At 73.6% G+C, this 14,629-nt stretch carries 16 protein-coding genes; 8 read left to right on the top strand and 8 right to left on the bottom strand.

All coding sequences use genetic code 11. From position 1 onward, the window contains the following. Nucleotides 1-23: 23 nt before the first annotated feature. Both ACF09E_RS21745 and ACF09E_RS21740 read right to left on the bottom strand, forming a co-directional pair. Nucleotides 24-767 (bottom strand): DUF2071 domain-containing protein, encoded by a 744-nt coding sequence (locus ACF09E_RS21745; protein ID WP_392206594.1) that lies wholly within the window; start codon nucleotides 765-767, stop codon nucleotides 24-26. Next, nucleotides 764-1,096 carry a metalloregulator ArsR/SmtB family transcription factor gene (locus tag ACF09E_RS21740; protein WP_392206593.1) on the bottom strand — a complete coding sequence of 111 codons (333 nt, stop codon included), beginning with the start codon at nucleotides 1,094-1,096 and terminating at the stop codon, nucleotides 764-766. Before ACF09E_RS21740 ends, ACF09E_RS21745 begins: the two co-directional genes overlap by 4 nt. A gap of 158 nt (nucleotides 1,097-1,254) precedes the next feature. On the opposite strand from ACF09E_RS21740, the gene ACF09E_RS21735 reads away from it, so the two are divergent. Then, complete coding sequence (locus ACF09E_RS21735) at nucleotides 1,255-2,895, top strand: DNA repair helicase XPB (RefSeq protein WP_392206592.1); 1,641 nt, start codon at nucleotides 1,255-1,257, stop codon at nucleotides 2,893-2,895. Nucleotides 2,896-3,002: 107 nt separating this feature from the next. Here ACF09E_RS21735 and ACF09E_RS21730 read toward each other — a convergent pair whose 3' ends face one another. Both ACF09E_RS21730 and ACF09E_RS21725 read right to left on the bottom strand, forming a co-directional pair. Continuing rightward, nucleotides 3,003-3,392, bottom strand: a complete 390-nt coding sequence (locus ACF09E_RS21730; protein ID WP_392206591.1) for a hypothetical protein — start codon at nucleotides 3,390-3,392, stop codon at nucleotides 3,003-3,005. Nucleotides 3,393-3,440: 48 nt separating this feature from the next. Continuing rightward, nucleotides 3,441-3,629: a hypothetical protein gene (locus tag ACF09E_RS21725; RefSeq protein ID WP_392206590.1), complete on the bottom strand. Its 189-nt coding sequence runs from the start codon at nucleotides 3,627-3,629 to the stop codon at nucleotides 3,441-3,443. A gap of 263 nt (nucleotides 3,630-3,892) precedes the next feature. Between ACF09E_RS21725 and ACF09E_RS21720 the strand changes: the two genes are divergently transcribed. Then, nucleotides 3,893-5,920, top strand: coding sequence for a HelD family protein (locus ACF09E_RS21720; protein ID WP_392206731.1), 2,028 nt, complete (start codon nucleotides 3,893-3,895; stop codon nucleotides 5,918-5,920). Nucleotides 5,921-6,067: 147 nt separating this feature from the next. Beyond that, nucleotides 6,068-6,640: a dihydrofolate reductase family protein gene (locus ACF09E_RS21715; RefSeq protein ID WP_392206589.1), complete on the top strand. Its 573-nt coding sequence runs from the start codon at nucleotides 6,068-6,070 to the stop codon at nucleotides 6,638-6,640. 43 nt (nucleotides 6,641-6,683) lie between these two features. Here ACF09E_RS21715 and ACF09E_RS21710 read toward each other — a convergent pair whose 3' ends face one another. The 3 genes from ACF09E_RS21710 to ACF09E_RS21700 all read right to left on the bottom strand — a co-directional run bounded on the left by ACF09E_RS21710 (nucleotide 6,684) and on the right by ACF09E_RS21700 (nucleotide 9,616). Next, complete coding sequence (locus ACF09E_RS21710) at nucleotides 6,684-7,604, bottom strand: aminoglycoside phosphotransferase family protein (RefSeq protein WP_392206588.1); 921 nt, start codon at nucleotides 7,602-7,604, stop codon at nucleotides 6,684-6,686. Nucleotides 7,605-7,872: 268 nt separating this feature from the next. Further along, the gene (locus tag ACF09E_RS21705; RefSeq protein WP_392206587.1) at nucleotides 7,873-8,571 is read right to left on the bottom strand and encodes a copper homeostasis protein CutC; all 699 of its coding nucleotides are present in this window, start codon (nucleotides 8,569-8,571) and stop codon (nucleotides 7,873-7,875) included. A gap of 52 nt (nucleotides 8,572-8,623) precedes the next feature. Further along, nucleotides 8,624-9,616, bottom strand: a complete 993-nt coding sequence (locus ACF09E_RS21700; protein WP_392206586.1) for a hypothetical protein — start codon at nucleotides 9,614-9,616, stop codon at nucleotides 8,624-8,626. 188 nt (nucleotides 9,617-9,804) lie between these two features. On the opposite strand from ACF09E_RS21700, the gene ACF09E_RS21695 reads away from it, so the two are divergent. From ACF09E_RS21695 to ACF09E_RS21685, 3 genes are all read left to right on the top strand, one after another. Beyond that, on the top strand, nucleotides 9,805-10,089 hold the full coding sequence (locus tag ACF09E_RS21695; protein ID WP_388792437.1) for a heavy-metal-associated domain-containing protein: 285 nt from the start codon (nucleotides 9,805-9,807) through the stop codon (nucleotides 10,087-10,089). Between the two features lie 89 nt (nucleotides 10,090-10,178). Next, nucleotides 10,179-12,446 (top strand): heavy metal translocating P-type ATPase, encoded by a 2,268-nt coding sequence (locus tag ACF09E_RS21690; RefSeq protein ID WP_392206585.1) that lies wholly within the window; start codon nucleotides 10,179-10,181, stop codon nucleotides 12,444-12,446. A 37-nt stretch (nucleotides 12,447-12,483) separates the two neighbouring features. Next, nucleotides 12,484-12,765 carry a metal-sensitive transcriptional regulator gene (locus tag ACF09E_RS21685; RefSeq protein WP_015035316.1) on the top strand — a complete coding sequence of 94 codons (282 nt, stop codon included), beginning with the start codon at nucleotides 12,484-12,486 and terminating at the stop codon, nucleotides 12,763-12,765. A 113-nt stretch (nucleotides 12,766-12,878) separates the two neighbouring features. Here ACF09E_RS21685 and ACF09E_RS21680 read toward each other — a convergent pair whose 3' ends face one another. After that, entirely contained in the window at nucleotides 12,879-13,046 is a 168-nt protein-coding gene (locus ACF09E_RS21680; RefSeq protein WP_392206584.1) for a hypothetical protein, read from the bottom strand. A gap of 83 nt (nucleotides 13,047-13,129) precedes the next feature. On the opposite strand from ACF09E_RS21680, the gene ACF09E_RS21675 reads away from it, so the two are divergent. Both ACF09E_RS21675 and ACF09E_RS21670 read left to right on the top strand, forming a co-directional pair. Further along, nucleotides 13,130-13,522 (top strand): BlaI/MecI/CopY family transcriptional regulator, encoded by a 393-nt coding sequence (locus ACF09E_RS21675; protein ID WP_148001049.1) that lies wholly within the window; start codon nucleotides 13,130-13,132, stop codon nucleotides 13,520-13,522. Further along, complete coding sequence (locus ACF09E_RS21670) at nucleotides 13,519-14,436, top strand: M56 family metallopeptidase (protein ID WP_392206583.1); 918 nt, start codon at nucleotides 13,519-13,521, stop codon at nucleotides 14,434-14,436. Before ACF09E_RS21675 ends, ACF09E_RS21670 begins: the two co-directional genes overlap by 4 nt. Nucleotides 14,437-14,629 lie beyond the last annotated feature (193 nt).

Below are 14,629 nucleotides of genomic sequence, written 5' to 3'. Positions count from 1 at the left end.
GCGGTCGGTGGTGTGCGCGCCGCTCAGGCGACGAGCCGGGCGTCTCGCCCCGTGGTCAGCTCGGGGAGGGGGCGCCAGTCGGCGGGGACGTTCCGCATGATCAGTGCGCAGTCCAGGGTCGCGCTCCCCGGCGGGAAGCGGTCCGGGTCGTCGAAGAAGGACGAAGCGGCGGTGCGGACCCGGCCGGCCTCCACATGCCAGGCGTCGGTGTGCAGCTCCATGCCCTCCAGGCGGCCCGAGCCGGTGGGCGAGAAGCCCTTCGCCCCCGCCCGGAAGAAGCGGGAGGCCGCCGCGAGATCGGGGAACAGCTCGCTGCCGTGCAGCTCGTCGGCCGGCTCGACGGTGACGTCCACCCGGATGTCGCCGTCCCGGGTGGCCAGGGCGACCCGTGTCCGGTCGGGCGTCTCGTGCACCTCGAAGTCGGCGCGGCCGTGTTCGCCGGGGAAGACACGGCCGCCTGCCCAGGCGTTGAGCCGCGAGGCCGTGTCGCGGCGCGGGATGTAGACACCGGTCTCGACACCGTCCGGTCCGTCCCATGCGACGGCGATCCGGTGCGCCGCGTTCTCGCTCCGGGGCCCGAACGCCTCGGGCGCCCAGACCGGCCGCACCCTGCCCAGGCGCAGGAGGCAGATGCCGGCGACGGCGTGGCCGTTCACCAGCTGCGGACGCAGGGGCCCGGGGAGCAGGCGGGCCGCGGCGTCCGGAGCGACCCGGTAGTTCACCAGAAGCCTGCGCTCGATGACGCTGGACAGTCGTGGATGCCTCATGATCCCTCGCTCTGCGCCCCGCGGCGCCATGTCGTGTGGCGTAGCACGATCTGCTCGGGGCAGACGGTGCTCAGGAACCTGCCGATGCACAGGGCCAGGCGTTCCTCGGCCAGGGTGTAGAGGATCCGGTTGCCGTCGCGCCGCTCGGTGACCAGGCCCGCGCCCTTGAGGATCCCGAGGTGGCGCGAGATGGAGGGCGCGCTGATGGCGAATCCCGCGGCGATCTCACCGGCGGCCAGCTCGCCGCCTCTGAGGTCCTCGAGGATCTGGCGTCTCGTCGGATCGGCGAGCGCCCGGAAGGCCCCCGCCTCGTCCTGGGCATCGATCATGACCCATGTTTAGCACTTTAGCTAAACACCTAACAAGGACTTCGCCGTGACCCGGCTTGGGCCGGCGGGGCTCACCGCGCCGCAGCCGTCCCCGGCGTCGGGCACACTGGAGGATTGGCCGTTACGGGAACGGCACGGTGTCGGAAGGACCTGATCACGTGAATGGACCTCTCATCGTCCAGAGTGACAAGACGCTGCTCCTGGAGGTCGACCACGAGCTGGCCGAGGTGTGCCGGCGGGCGATCGCGCCCTTCGCCGAGCTGGAGCGCGCGCCGGAGCACATTCACACCTACCGGCTGACGCCCCTCGGTCTGTGGAACGCGCGGGCGGCCGGCCACGACGCCGAGCAGGTCGTCGACGCGCTCGTCGAGTACTCGCGCTACCCCGTCCCGCACGCGCTGCTGGTCGACATCGCGGAGACCATGGCCCGCTACGGGCGTCTCACGCTGTCCAAGCACCCCACCCACGGGCTGGTCCTCACCAGCACCGACCGGCCCGTCCTGGAGGAGATCCTGCGGTCGCGGAAGGTGCAGCCGCTCGTCGGGGAGCGGATCGACGCGGACACCGTCGCCGTGCACCCCTCGGAGCGCGGGCAGATCAAGCAGACGCTGCTGAAGCTGGGGTGGCCGGCGGAGGACCTCGCCGGGTACGTGGACGGCGAGGCCCACCGGATCGACCTCGCCGAGGACGGCTGGACGCTGCGGCCCTACCAGAAGCAGGCCGTGGAGGGCTTCTGGCACGGCGGCTCCGGGGTCGTCGTGCTGCCCTGCGGCGCGGGCAAGACGCTGGTCGGGGCGGGCGCGATGGCCCGGGCCAAGGCGACCACCCTCATCCTCGTCACCAACACCGTCTCGGCCCGGCAGTGGAAGCACGAGCTGGTCCGGCGCACCTCGCTGACCGAGGACGAGATCGGCGAGTACAGCGGGACGAAGAAGGAGATCCGGCCGGTCACGATCGCCACGTACCAGGTGCTCACGACCCGGCGGAAGGGCGTCTATCCGCACCTGGAGCTGTTCGACTCCCGGGACTGGGGCCTGATCGTCTACGACGAGGTGCACCTGCTGCCCGCGCCCGTCTTCAAGTTCACCGCCGACCTCCAGGCGCGGCGCCGGCTCGGGCTCACCGCCACCCTCGTGCGCGAGGACGGGCGGGAGTCCGACGTCTTCTCGCTGATCGGTCCCAAGCGGTTCGACGCGCCCTGGAAGGAGATCGAGGCGCAGGGGTACATCGCGCCCGCCGACTGCGTCGAGGTCCGGGTGAACCTGACCGACTCCGAGCGGCTCGCCTACGCCACGGCCGAGGCCGAGGAGAAGTACCGCTTCTGCGCCACGACCGCGACGAAGCGGAAGGTGACCGAGGCACTGGTGAAGAGGTTCGAGGGCCAGCAGATCCTGGTCATCGGGCAGTACATCGACCAGCTGGACGAGCTGGGCGAGCACCTCGACGCGCCGGTCATCAAGGGAGAGACGCCGAACTCCCAGCGGGAGAAGCTCTTCGACGCGTTCCGGAACGGCGAGATCAGCGTGCTCGTCGTGTCGAAGGTCGCGAACTTCTCCATCGACCTGCCGGAGGCCACCGTCGCCATCCAGGTGTCGGGCACCTTCGGCTCGCGGCAGGAGGAGGCGCAGCGGCTCGGCCGGGTGCTCCGCCCCAAGGCCGACGGGCACCAGGCGCACTTCTACTCGGTGGTCGCGCGGGACACGATCGACCAGGACTTCGCCGCGCACCGGCAGCGGTTCCTGGCCGAGCAGGGGTACGCGTACCGGATCGTGGACGCGGACGAGCTGCTCGCGCCGTAGGGGCGGGGCGGGTCGGGTCGGGGCGGTGGGTCGGACCCCGGCCCGTCGGCTCGGTCCGTCGGATTCGGTCCGCGCCCGCTCGGTCCGCCGGTTCGGTCCGCGCCCGCTCAGTCCATCAGCGCGAGGAGCGGGCCGGCGACCCCCAGGCAGTACTGGGCGGCGACGAGCGCGCGGCGCGGCACGGCGAGGGCGGCCACCCCCGCGACGGCTCCGAGGGCCAGGGACCAGAATCCCGCGGCGATGAGGATGCCGCCGGAGCCGTCGCCCTCGATGGCGTCACGGAGGGTGATCATGCCGGTGAACACCAGGCAGGCGAGGAGGAAGAGCAGGCCGCAGGCGGCCGCGAGGCGCAGGCCGAGCGTGTAGGGGGCGGTCGTGTCCGGACCCGAGGCCGTGCCGGGGGTCGTCTCGGGGGCCGGGTTCGTGTCCCCGGTCGGGTTCGTCTCGGGGGCCGGGGTCGTGTCCCTGTCCGGGTCCGTGGAGGGCGGCGTCGTCATGGGTCGATCACATCAGCGGCGGGCCCGTGGCGGCAGACGCGTTCGTACTCAGTCGGGGCCGGGGGCGTACTCAGGGCGCGGGTTCCTGACGCCGGCCTCGGGCGGCCCGTAGTCGCCCAGGAGGAGGACGCCGGCCGCCGCGCCGCCGAAGGCGCGCAGCGCGCGCAGCGCGGTGCCGAGGGGGCGGACCCGGGGGCGGGTCACGGTGGTCACGAGGGTGAAGGTCGTCGCGGTCATGTCTCCATGATGGAATCCGGACATACCGAACACATCGCTCTGACGGGTGAACCGGCGGGGCGGCCGGGTCCGCCGTGAGGCGGACCCCGTCCCCTACGGGGTGGAGACGGGCGGAAACCGTTCGCTCCCGGCCCCGCCCAGGAGTTACACTCGCCAGCTTCCCCGCCTCCCTCCGTGGAGAGCCGCCGCCCGGTCGGTAACCGGCGGCCACCTCGACGTGTCCGTGTACCCGCCGCACCCGCCCCGGAGGCTCCGCCGTGTCCGTGCCCGTATCCGACGACCCCCTGGCCCGCGAGCGCGCCCATCTGACGTCCTCCCGCGCCGCCCTGCGCGCCATGCGCGAGGACGTCGAGGCGCTCGACATCAAGGACGTCACCGCGAACTGGGTGAACTCACTGGTCCTCGGGCGGCAGATCGAGGACCGGATCAAGGCCCTCGCGGACCTCTCCCACACGCCGCTGTTCTTCGGGCGGCTCGACTACCTGCACACGACGCAGGAGGGGCAACGCTTCTACATCGGGCGCCGGCACGTGCACGACGCCGACGGGGACCCGATGGTCATCGACTGGCGCGCCCCGGTCTCCCAGCCGTACTACCAGGCCTCGCGGAAGGACCCGCAGGACGTCGGGCTGCGCCGCCGCTTCGGCTACACGGGCGGCGAGCTCACCGCGTACGAGGACGAGCACCTCTCCGACCCGGAGGAGCTGGAGCGGACCAGCCGGCTGCTCCAGGCCGAGATCGAGCGGCCCCGCGTCGGCCCCATGCGGGACATCGTGGCCACGATCCAGCCCGAGCAGGACGGGATCGTCCGGTCCGACCTCTCCGGGACCGTGTGCGTGCAGGGCGGGCCCGGGACCGGCAAGACCGCCGTCGGCCTGCACCGTGTCGCCTACCTGCTGTACGCGCACCGGGAACGGCTCGCCCGCACCGGCACGCTGGTCATCGGACCGAACCGGTCCTTCCTGCACTACATCGAGCAGGTCCTCCCCGCCCTCGGCGAGCTGGAGGTCAGCCAGGCCACCGTGGACGACCTCGTGGGCGGTCTCGTCGAGGTGCGGGGCACCGACGAGGCGGCCACCGCCGTCGTCAAGGGCGACGCCCGGATGGCGGAGCTGCTGCGGCGCGCGGTGCGCGCGCACGTGGCGCTGCCCGAGGAGTCCCTCATGGTGGTGCGCGGCTCGCGCCGCTGGCGGGTCCCGGCCCACGAACTGGAGCAGATCGTAAGGGAGTTGCTGGAGCGCGACATCCGGTACGGGGCGGCCCGCGAGGCGCTTCCGCAGCGCATCGCGCACGCGGTCCTGGTGCGGATGGAGGAGGCCGGGGAGGCGCCGGACGACCGCGTGCAGAACGCCGTCGCACGGAACACGGCGGTGAAGGCGGTCGTGAAGGAGTGCTGGCCGCAGGTGGAGCCGGCCAAGCTGGTGCTGCGGCTGCTCGGGGACCCGGAGTTCCTGGCGGAGCACGCCGAGGGGCTGTTCTCGGACGACGAGCAGAAGCTGCTGCTCTGGGCGAAGCCCGCGCGGAGCGTGAAGACGGCGAAGTGGTCGGCGGCGGACGCCGTCCTCGTCGACGAGGCCCGGGACCTGGTGGAGCGCACGCACTCGCTGGGCCACGTCGTGGTCGACGAGGCCCAGGACCTGTCCCCGATGCAGTACCGGGCGGTGGGCCGGCGCTGCACGACCGGTTCGGCGACGGTCCTCGGGGACCTCGCCCAGGGCACGACGCCGTGGGCGACGGCGAGCTGGGCGGAGGCACTGCGGCACCTGGGGAAGCCGGACGCGGTGGTGGAGGAGCTGACCGCCGGTTTCCGCGTGCCGCGCGAGGTCATCGCGTACGCCTCCCGGCTGCTGCCCCACATGTCGCCCGGGCTCGCGGCGGTGGAGTCGGTGCGGGAGAACCCCGGTTCGCTGGAGGTGCGCCGTACGGACGCGCTCGACGAGGACGTCGTCGCGGCCTGCGTCGAGGCGCTGGCGCACGAGGGCTCGATCGGGCTGATCGCCGCGGACGCGCGGATCGCCCCGCTCGCCGAGGCCCTGGCGGCGGCCGGCCTGCCGCATCTCTCCCCGGGCGAGGAGACCACGGCCGAGTCCCGGCTGACGCTGGTCCCCGCCTCGCTCGCGAAGGGCCTGGAGTACGACTACGTGGTCCTGGACGAGCCGGCGGCCGTCGTCGACGGCGAGCCGGACGAGCGGACCGGCCTGCGGCGGCTGTACGTGGCGCTGACCCGCGCCGTGTCGGGGCTGACGGTCCTCCACTCGGCTCCCCTGCCGCACCAGCTGGGGCAGGCCTGAGGGGCGGCCGGGGCGGGCCCGCGGCGACCCGTCCGGAAGAACCCGCCGAGCACCGATGAGTTTCCCCGGGGGCCCCGGTCTATAGGTTGTACTCGCTACCGACCGGCTTTACTGAAATGCCGTCACGAATCGTACGGGAGAACCCAGATGCGCACCCTGATCAGTTCCGTCTTCGTCTCGCTCGACGGTGTCGTGGAGGCCCCCGGCGGCGAGCCCGGCTACCGGAACTCGGGCTGGACCTTCAAGGAGACGGAGTTCGTGCCGGAGGCGTACGCGCTCAAGAGCCAGGAGCAGGAGGAGGCCGGCGCGATGCTCCTCGGCCGGGAGAGCTACGAGGCGTTCAGCGCCGTCTGGCCGGACATGGAGGACTTCGCCCGCTACAAGACGCTGCCGAAGTACGTGGTGTCGACGACCCTCACCGAGGACGACCTGGTCGACAACTGGGGCGAGATCACGATCCTGCGCTCGCTCGACGAGGTCGCCGCGCTGAAGGAGACCGAGGGCGGCCCGATCATCATGCACGGCAGCGCCACGCTGGGCCGGGCGCTCTCGGACGCCGGACTGATCGACCGGTACCACCTGCTCGTCTTCCCGCTGCTGCTCGGCGCGGGCAAGCGGCTGTTCAGCCAGACGGACAAGGACACGCAGAAGCTGGAGCTCGTCGAGCACGAGGCGTACTCCAACGGCATCCAGAAGAACGTCTTCGACGTCGTGCGCTAGACGGTTCCGGGGGCGACGGTCGCTCCGTGCCCCGTGGGGGCCCCTAGGGGATGACCGCCCCCGCGTATTCGGCGAGCGCCTCCGTGCGGGTGCGGCGGGCGACCGCCGCGAGCACCGGGTTCGTCTCACGGTAGTAGTGCTCGGTGACCAGGCCCCAGGCCAGCGCCCAGCCCCGGCCGCGCGCCCAGGTCGCGTCGTCGACGCGGGCGGCCTCCCGGAACAGCGGGCGGGTGTCGGCGGTGAAGAGGGTCCAGGCCGGCATCGTGTCGCAGGCGGGGTCCCCGGTGCCGACGCCGCCGAAGTCGATGACGGCGCTGAGGCGCCCGTCCCGGCCGAGCAGGTTGCCCGGCAGCAGGTCGCCGTGGATCCAGACGGGCGGGCCCTCCCACTGCGGGAGGCGCAGCACGGCCTCCCAGGAGCCCGCGGCCAGGCCGGCGTCGATCAGGCCCTCGGCGCCGAAGTCACGGATGACGCGCGGGAGTTGACCCTGCTCCCAGGTGGTGACGCGGCCGCCCCGGAAGGAGACGGGGCCGCCGTGCGCGTCGACGGCACGCAGGGCGGCGCCGAAGCGGCCGAGGGCGACGGCCGCGTGGGCGAGGTCGGTGAGCGGGGCGTCGTACGCGTCGTCGCCGTCGAGCCAGCGGTAGACCGACCAGGGCCAGGGGAAGTCGGGTCCCGCCGCGGCCCGCCCGACCGGGACGGGGACGTCCAGGGGCAGGTGCGGGGCGAGCAGGGGCAGCCAGCGCTGCTCCTTCTCGACGTGCCCGGCGGCGTGCGCCGCCCGGGGCAGGCGTACGACGAGGTCGTCGCCGAGCCGGAACATGGTGTTGTCCGTGCCGGCCGACCGCACGGCCCGGACAGGGAGTCCCGCCCACGCGGGGAACCGCCCGGCGACGAGCCGCGCGACGAGCTCGCCGTCGACGGCGGGCGATTCGACGGGGTGCGCGGTCGGGGTGGCAGCCATGCGGGCAAGGCTAACGACCGGGCCGAGCCCGGGGCGAGGCGTTTTCCGGGCCGGGCGGGGCCGGGCCGGCCAAGGCGTTTTCCGGGGCCGGGCGGGGCCGGACGGGTCTGGCGCGGGGGGGGCGGCACGGGGGCCGGGCGGCGCCGGTACCGCACCCCGGCCGGCGCCGGTACCGCACCCCGGCCGGGCCCGTACCGCGCCGCGCCCGCCCGCGGTCGGCGCCGCGCCGGGCCCGGGGCCGCCGCCCCCGGGGGCCGCCCGGTCCGGCCTAGGCGTCCAGTGCCTCGCGCCAGGTGCGTACCGCGTCCGCCGAGACCGGGGCGGCCCAGCCCCGGGGGCGGGCCGCGCCGCCGATGTGGAAGGCGTCCAGGCCCGCGGCGCGCAGTTCGGGGAGGTGGTCGAGGCGCAGGCCGCCGCCGACGAGGATCTGGGCCTCGTAGCCGGGTTCGCCCGTGCGGGCGGCCTCCGCCTTGAGGGTGGCGAGTCCGTCGTCGACGCCGGTGGCGGCGCCGGCCGTCAGGTAGGTGTCGAGGCCGGGCAGGTCCGCGAGCCGCTTGCGCAGTCCGTCGCGGTCGGCGGCGCGGTCGATGGCCCGGTGGAAGGTCCAGCGGCAGCCGTCGAGGACGGTGACGAGGCGCTCGACGGCGACCAGGTCGGGTTCGCCGTCGGGGGTGAGGAAGCCGAGGACGAACTCGTCGGCGCCGGCCTCGCGCAGTTCCAGGGCCCGGGCCACGAGGGCGTCGGTGCCCTCGGGACCGCCGGCGGCGAAGCCGTCGGCGAGGCGGAGCATCACGCGCAGCGGGATGTCGACGGCGGCGCGGATGGCGGCGAAGCCGGTCCGGGACGGGGTCAGTCCGTCCGCCGCCATGTCGGTGACGAGTTCGAGCCGGTCGGCTCCACCGGTCTGGGCAGCGACCGCGTCTTCCTCGTCGAGGGCGATCACCTCAAGGACTGCACGGTTGCTCATCGAGCCCATTCCTCCATGAATGCGTCTCTACAGGTCTAGTCCAATGGCCAGCCTAGCCGTGCGCGTGGTCGGCCGCACCGTGCGTGGCCCCATCGGCCGCGGGCGCGGGCGTCCCGGTGCCGGCCCGGGGGGCGCCCGCGGTGACCGTGAAGGCCGCCGTGCGCACCTTGCCCTCGTGCTGGAAGTCGAGGAACAGCCGGTACGCGCCCGCACTGGGTGCCGTCGCGGTGAAGGAGACGTCCGGGCCGGGCCCGCCCTCGTTGGGGTGCACGTGGAGGTAGGCGAGGTCGCCGTCGCGGAGGGCGACGAGGTGTCCGTACGCCCCGAGGTACGGCTCCAGGTCGGTGACCGGCTTGCCGGCCTTGGTGACGGTGAGCCGGAGCTCGCCGGCCTTGCCGGGGTCCAGGGTGCCGCCGAGGCGGACCTGGTAGCCGTCGACGGTGGCGGTGGGGGCGGCGGCGGGCAGCGGCTTCGGCGCGTACGCCCCCGGCACGGAGAGGTCGACGCCGAGCGTGACACCCCGGGCGCCGGGCGCGGCGGGCTTGAAGTCGGCGAAGGCCTTGTAGCCGCCGGCGCGGGGCAGGTCGGCGGTGACCGACCAGGTGCCGTCGGGCGCCTTCACGGGGTGCAGGTGACGGAAGGTGCCGAGGTCGCGCGAGGCGACGATGAAGTGCAGCTCCTTGCCGTGCTCGGTGGTGAACGCGGTGACCTTCCGGCCCGCCGAGTCCTTGATCGAGAACTTCAGGGTGCTCCGGCCCGCGGCGGGGGCGGGGGTCTCCATGGCCAGGGTGTAGCCGCCCTCGGAGACCTGAAGGCCGCCGGGGACGTCCGCGGCGGCGGGGGTGCCCGGCGTGGCGCCCTCCTCGTGTCCGGCGTGGCCGTCGGCGGCCGCGCTCCCCGAGGGCTCGGGCGCGGCCGCGTGCTCCTCGTGGGCGGCCTTCTTCGGCTCCTCGACGGGACCGACGCCCGTGCCCACCCCGTAGGCGGCCCCGAAGGTCGCGGCGAGTGCGGCGGCATAGGCAGTGATCTTCACTCCGGTGTTCATGGCTGCTCTCCCGTACGTGGGTGGCGACGGCGTCGTTAGCCGTTCCCTGCACTTCACCATACCCCTGGGGGGTATCAAGTCAAGCCGGGGATCTGCTTGCGCCGAATACGGGCGGGGGGTATACATGGAAGGGAAGTCGATACCCCCCGAGGGTATCGTGCCCCATCGGAACCGACCGAGGAGAAGCCATGGGCTCCTGCTGCACCCCCGACAACAGCTGCTCGACCGGCGCGGAGACCACCGCCGTCGCGGTCGCCGACAGCACCGTCACGGTCTACGCCGTCTCCGGCATGACCTGCGGCCACTGCAAGACCGCGATCACCACGTCCGTGAGCGCCCTCGCCGGCGTCCTCTCCGTCGACGTGGACGTCGCCGGCGGCCTCGTCACCGTGACCACCGGCGGTGAGCCCGACGACGCGGCGATCACCGCGGCGGTCGACGACGCGGGCTACGAGCTCACCGGCCGCGCCTGACCGACAGCCCCGTCGGCCGCCGGGGCCCGCCCACCACGCCCGGGCCCCGGCCCCCGGCACCCCCGTACTCACGAGGAGCAGGAAGAGCCATGACCACGACGACACCGGGCAGCGCCCAGGTCGAGCTCGCCATCGGCGGCATGACCTGCGCCTCGTGCGCGGCCCGCATCGAGAAGAAGCTCAACCGGATGGACGGGGTCGAGGCCACCGTCAACTACGCCACCGAGAAGGCGAAGGTCACCTTCGACGCCGACATCGACGTCGCCGACCTCATCGCCACCGTCGAGGCCACCGGCTACACCGCCGCCGAGCCCGAGCCGCCCAGGTCCGAGACCCCCGGCTCCCCCGACGGCCCCTCCGACGAGGAGAAGGCCGACGAGGAGCTGCGGCCGCTCCGGCAGCGGCTCGTCACCGCCGTCACCCTCGCCGTGCCCGTCATCGCCATGGCGATGGTCCCGGCGCTGCAGATCGAGTACTGGCAGTGGCTGAGCCTCACCCTCGCCGCGCCGGTCGTCGTCTACGCCGCCTGGCCGTTCCACCGCGCCGCCTGGACGAACGCCCGGCACGGCGCCGCCACCATGGACACCCTGATCTCGGTCGGCACGATCGCCGCGTTCCTGTGGTCCCTGTGGGCGCTGTTCTTCGGCACCGCCGGAACGCCGGGCATGACCCACCCGTTCGAGTTCACCATCGCCCGCACCGACGGCGCCGGGAACATCTACCTGGAGGCCGCGGCCGGCGTCACCGCCTTCATCCTCGCCGGCCGGTACTTCGAGGCCCGCTCGAAGCGCAAGGCGGGCGCGGCGCTCAAGGCGCTGATGCAGCTCGGCGCGAAGGAGGTCACGGTGCTGCGCGAGGGCCGCGAGGTCACCGTGCCCACCGCCGAACTCCAGGTCGGCGACCGCTTCCTGGTCCGCCCCGGCGAGAAGATCGCCACCGACGGCACCGTCGTCGAGGGCTCCTCCGCCGTCGACGCCTCCATGCTCACCGGCGAGTCCGTCCCCGTCGAGGTCTCCGCGGGCGACTCCGTCACCGGCGCCACCCTGAACGCCGGCGGCCGCCTCGTCGTCGAGGCCACCCGCGTCGGCTCCGACACCCAGCTCGCCCGGATGGCGAAGCTCGTCGAGGACGCGCAGAACGGCAAGGCCGCCGCCCAGCGCCTCGCCGACCGGATCTCGGCCGTCTTCGTCCCCATCGTGATCGCGCTGGCGCTCGGCACCCTCGGCTTCTGGCTCGGCACCGGCCAGGGACTCACCGCCGCCTTCACCGCCGCCGTCGCCGTCCTGATCATCGCCTGCCCCTGCGCCCTCGGCCTCGCCACCCCGACCGCCCTCATGGTCGGCACCGGCCGCGGCGCCCAGCTCGGCATCCTCATCAAGGGCCCCGAGGTCCTGGAGACCACCCGCAAGGTCGACACGATCGTCCTCGACAAGACCGGCACCGTCACCACCGGCCGGATGACCCTCATCAAGGTGCACACCGCCGAGGGCGCCGACGAGAAGGCCGTGCTGCGGCTCGCGGGCGCCCTGGAGCACTCCTCCGAGCACCCGATCGCCCAGGCCGTCGCCACCGGCGCGGCGGCGAAGGTCGGCACCCTGCCCACCCCCGAGGACTTCGCCAACGTCCCCGGGCTCGGCGTCCAGGGCGTCGTCGACGGCCACGCCGTCCTCGTCGGCCGCGAGAAGCTCCTCGCCGAGTGGGCCATCACGCTGCCCGCCGGCCTGCGGTCCGCGAAGGAGGCCGCCGAGAAGGCCGGCAGGACCGCCATCGCGGTGGCCTGGGACGGGGAGGCCCGCGCGGTCCTGGAGGTCGCCGACGCCGTCAAGGAGACCAGCCCCGAGGCCATCCGGCGGCTCCGCGGCCTCGGCCTGACCCCGATCCTGCTCACCGGGGACAACAAGGCGGTGGCCGGGGCCGTCGCCGCCGAGGTCGGCATCGACGAGGTCATCGCGGAGGTCATGCCGCAGGACAAGGTCGACGTCGTCAAGCGGCTCCAGGCCGAGGGCCGTTCGGTCGCCATGGTCGGCGACGGCGTGAACGACGCGGCCGCGCTCGCCCAGGCCGACCTCGGCCTGGCGATGGGCACCGGCACGGACGCCGCCATCGAGGCCGGCGACCTGACCCTCGTACGGGGCGACCTGCGGGCCGCGGCCGACGCGATCCGGCTCTCCCGCAAGACTCTGGGAACGATCCGGTCGAACCTCTTCTGGGCCTTCGCCTACAACGTGGCCGCCCTGCCGCTGGCCGCGGCCGGACTGCTCAACCCGATGATCGCGGGCGCGGCCATGGCCTTCTCCTCGGTCTTCGTGGTCGGCAACAGCCTGCGGCTGCGGGGCTTCCAGGCCGCCGACAAGTGATCCGACGCCGACTCAGCGAAGTGACGGGGAGACTGCCATGGCCGGTTACGGACAGCACAAGGAAGACATCATCAGACGCCTGCGCCGGATCGAGGGCCAGGTCAGGGGGGTGCAGCGGATGGTCGACGAGGACGTCTACTGCATCGACGTCCTCACTCAGGTCTCCGCGATCAACGCGGCGCTCCAGTCCTGTGCGGTGGCCCTGCTCGACGAGCACCTGAGCTGCTGCGTGACGGAGGCCATCGCCCAGGGCGGGGACCAGGCGAAGGTGAAGGTCGGCGAGGCGTCGAAGGCGATCGCCCGGCTGATCCGCACGTGACCGGCCGGCCCGGCCGGCCGCACCGGACCCGACCGGCCCCCGCCCGGTCGGGTCCGGCCCCGTGCGGCGGGTCCGGCTCCGGCCGGGCGACCTGACGGACTGCCGGGGAGGTCTCAACCGCCCGTGCGCCAGGGACAGTCGGCGGACAGCGTGAGACGCAGCCGGAGGCAGAGGCCGAGGAGCTGCCGGAGGAGCACCAACTCGACCGTTCCGGGCGGACCGGAGGCGCAGACCTGCGCGCAGGGACGGTGCGACAGCGGGAACTTCATGAGGGCGGACATCCCCCCAGCGTACCCCTGGGGGGTATACCTGAGCGAGGGGAGCGGCCCGTACGATGAGCCGCCCGTAGGGGGAGGGGATGCACGTGCGCCGGCTGGGAGAGCTGGAGGCCGAGATCATGGACCGACTGTGGGCCTGGCAGCGGCCCGCCACGGTCCGCGAGATCGTCGACGACATCAACCGCGGCCGCCGGGTCGCCTACACGACCGTCATGACCGTGGCGGACATCCTGCACCGCAAGGGCTGGCTCCGCCGCGAGAAGGCCGGCCGCGCCTGGCTGTACGAGCCCGTGCGCGGCCGCGAGGAGTACACCGCCGGTCTGATGCGGGACGCGCTCGGCGACAGCCAGGACCGCCCCGCCGCCCTCCTGCGCTTCGTGGAGGCCATCTCGGACGAGGACATGGACGCCCTCGACGCGGCCCTCCGCGCCGCCCGCGGCGACCACGACCCGGACCTCGACGGCGGGAGCGGCGCGTGAACGTGAACCATCACGTCCTCGTCCCGCTCGGGCTCGTGCTCCTCACCGGCTTCCTCGTCCCCTGGCTGCTCGTCCGGGCCCGCTGGGCCCAGCAGGCGCCCCGGCTCGCGCTCGGCGTCTGGGCCGCCTGCGGCGCCGCCTTCGCCGCCGCGACCGCCCTGCTGCCGGCCCAGCTGGTCCTGACCGCCGCCGGCAGCCACCGCCTCGCCGACATGATGTTCGCGCTCCAACCGCCCACGGTCTCGCAGCTCCTGCACCTGGACGGGCGGGAGCGCATCGCGTTCGCGCTCTCCCTCGGGGTGCTCTCGCTGCCCACCGCCGCGTTCCTCCGGCGTCTGGCCGGGGCCCGCCGGGCGCGGCTGCGGCACGCGGGGGTGCTGCGGCTCGTCGGGCGGTACGACCCGGCGCTGCGGGCCACCGTCCTCGACGACGCGCGCCCCGCCGTGTACTGCCTGCCGGGCAGTTCGCGGCGGGTCGTCGTCTCCTCCGGCGCGGTGGACACCCTCACCCCGGACCAGCTCGCGGCGGCGCTCGCGCACGAGCGGGCCCACATCACGGGCCGCCACCATCTCCTCGTCGCCGCGTCGGAGGCCTTCGCGGCCGTCTTCTCGCGCCTGCCGCTCGCCCGGCACGGGGTGGGATCCGTACCCCTGCTGCTCGAAATGGCGGCGGACGACCGGGCGTTGCGCCGGTGCACGCGGGACGCGCTGGCCACGGCGCTGTACGCGCTCGCGTCGGGTCGGGCCCCGCGGTCCGCGTTCGCGGCGGGCGGGCCCTCGGCCGCGCTGCGGATGCGGCGGATCCTCACACCGCACCGCGCCGGCCATCCGGTGCTGCGCGGCCTCATGACGATCGCCGCCGCGGGTCTCGCCATGACGCCGCTGATCGTCGCCTGCTGTTCCTTCCCCGGTTAATCGACCCGCTTCGACCCGCCCGCTTCAGGACACTCGACCTGCCGAACAGCGCTAATTACTAAGCGAATTCGTAGATTTCGCATCGGTCACGGACAACTGAATTCCCCGCTATTGTGGGTACGTTGGGGCTCGGGTTCGGCACGTCGAAGGGTACAGAACCGATGCAGCTGGCTGGCGTTCGAACGGCCGCGGC

The sequence above is a fragment of the Streptomyces sp. NPDC014891 genome, from assembly GCF_043081085.1.
In the GTDB taxonomy this organism is placed as follows: Bacteria; Actinomycetota; Actinomycetes; order Streptomycetales; family Streptomycetaceae; genus Streptomyces.
This window is presented reverse-complemented; position numbering and strand designations above follow the sequence as displayed.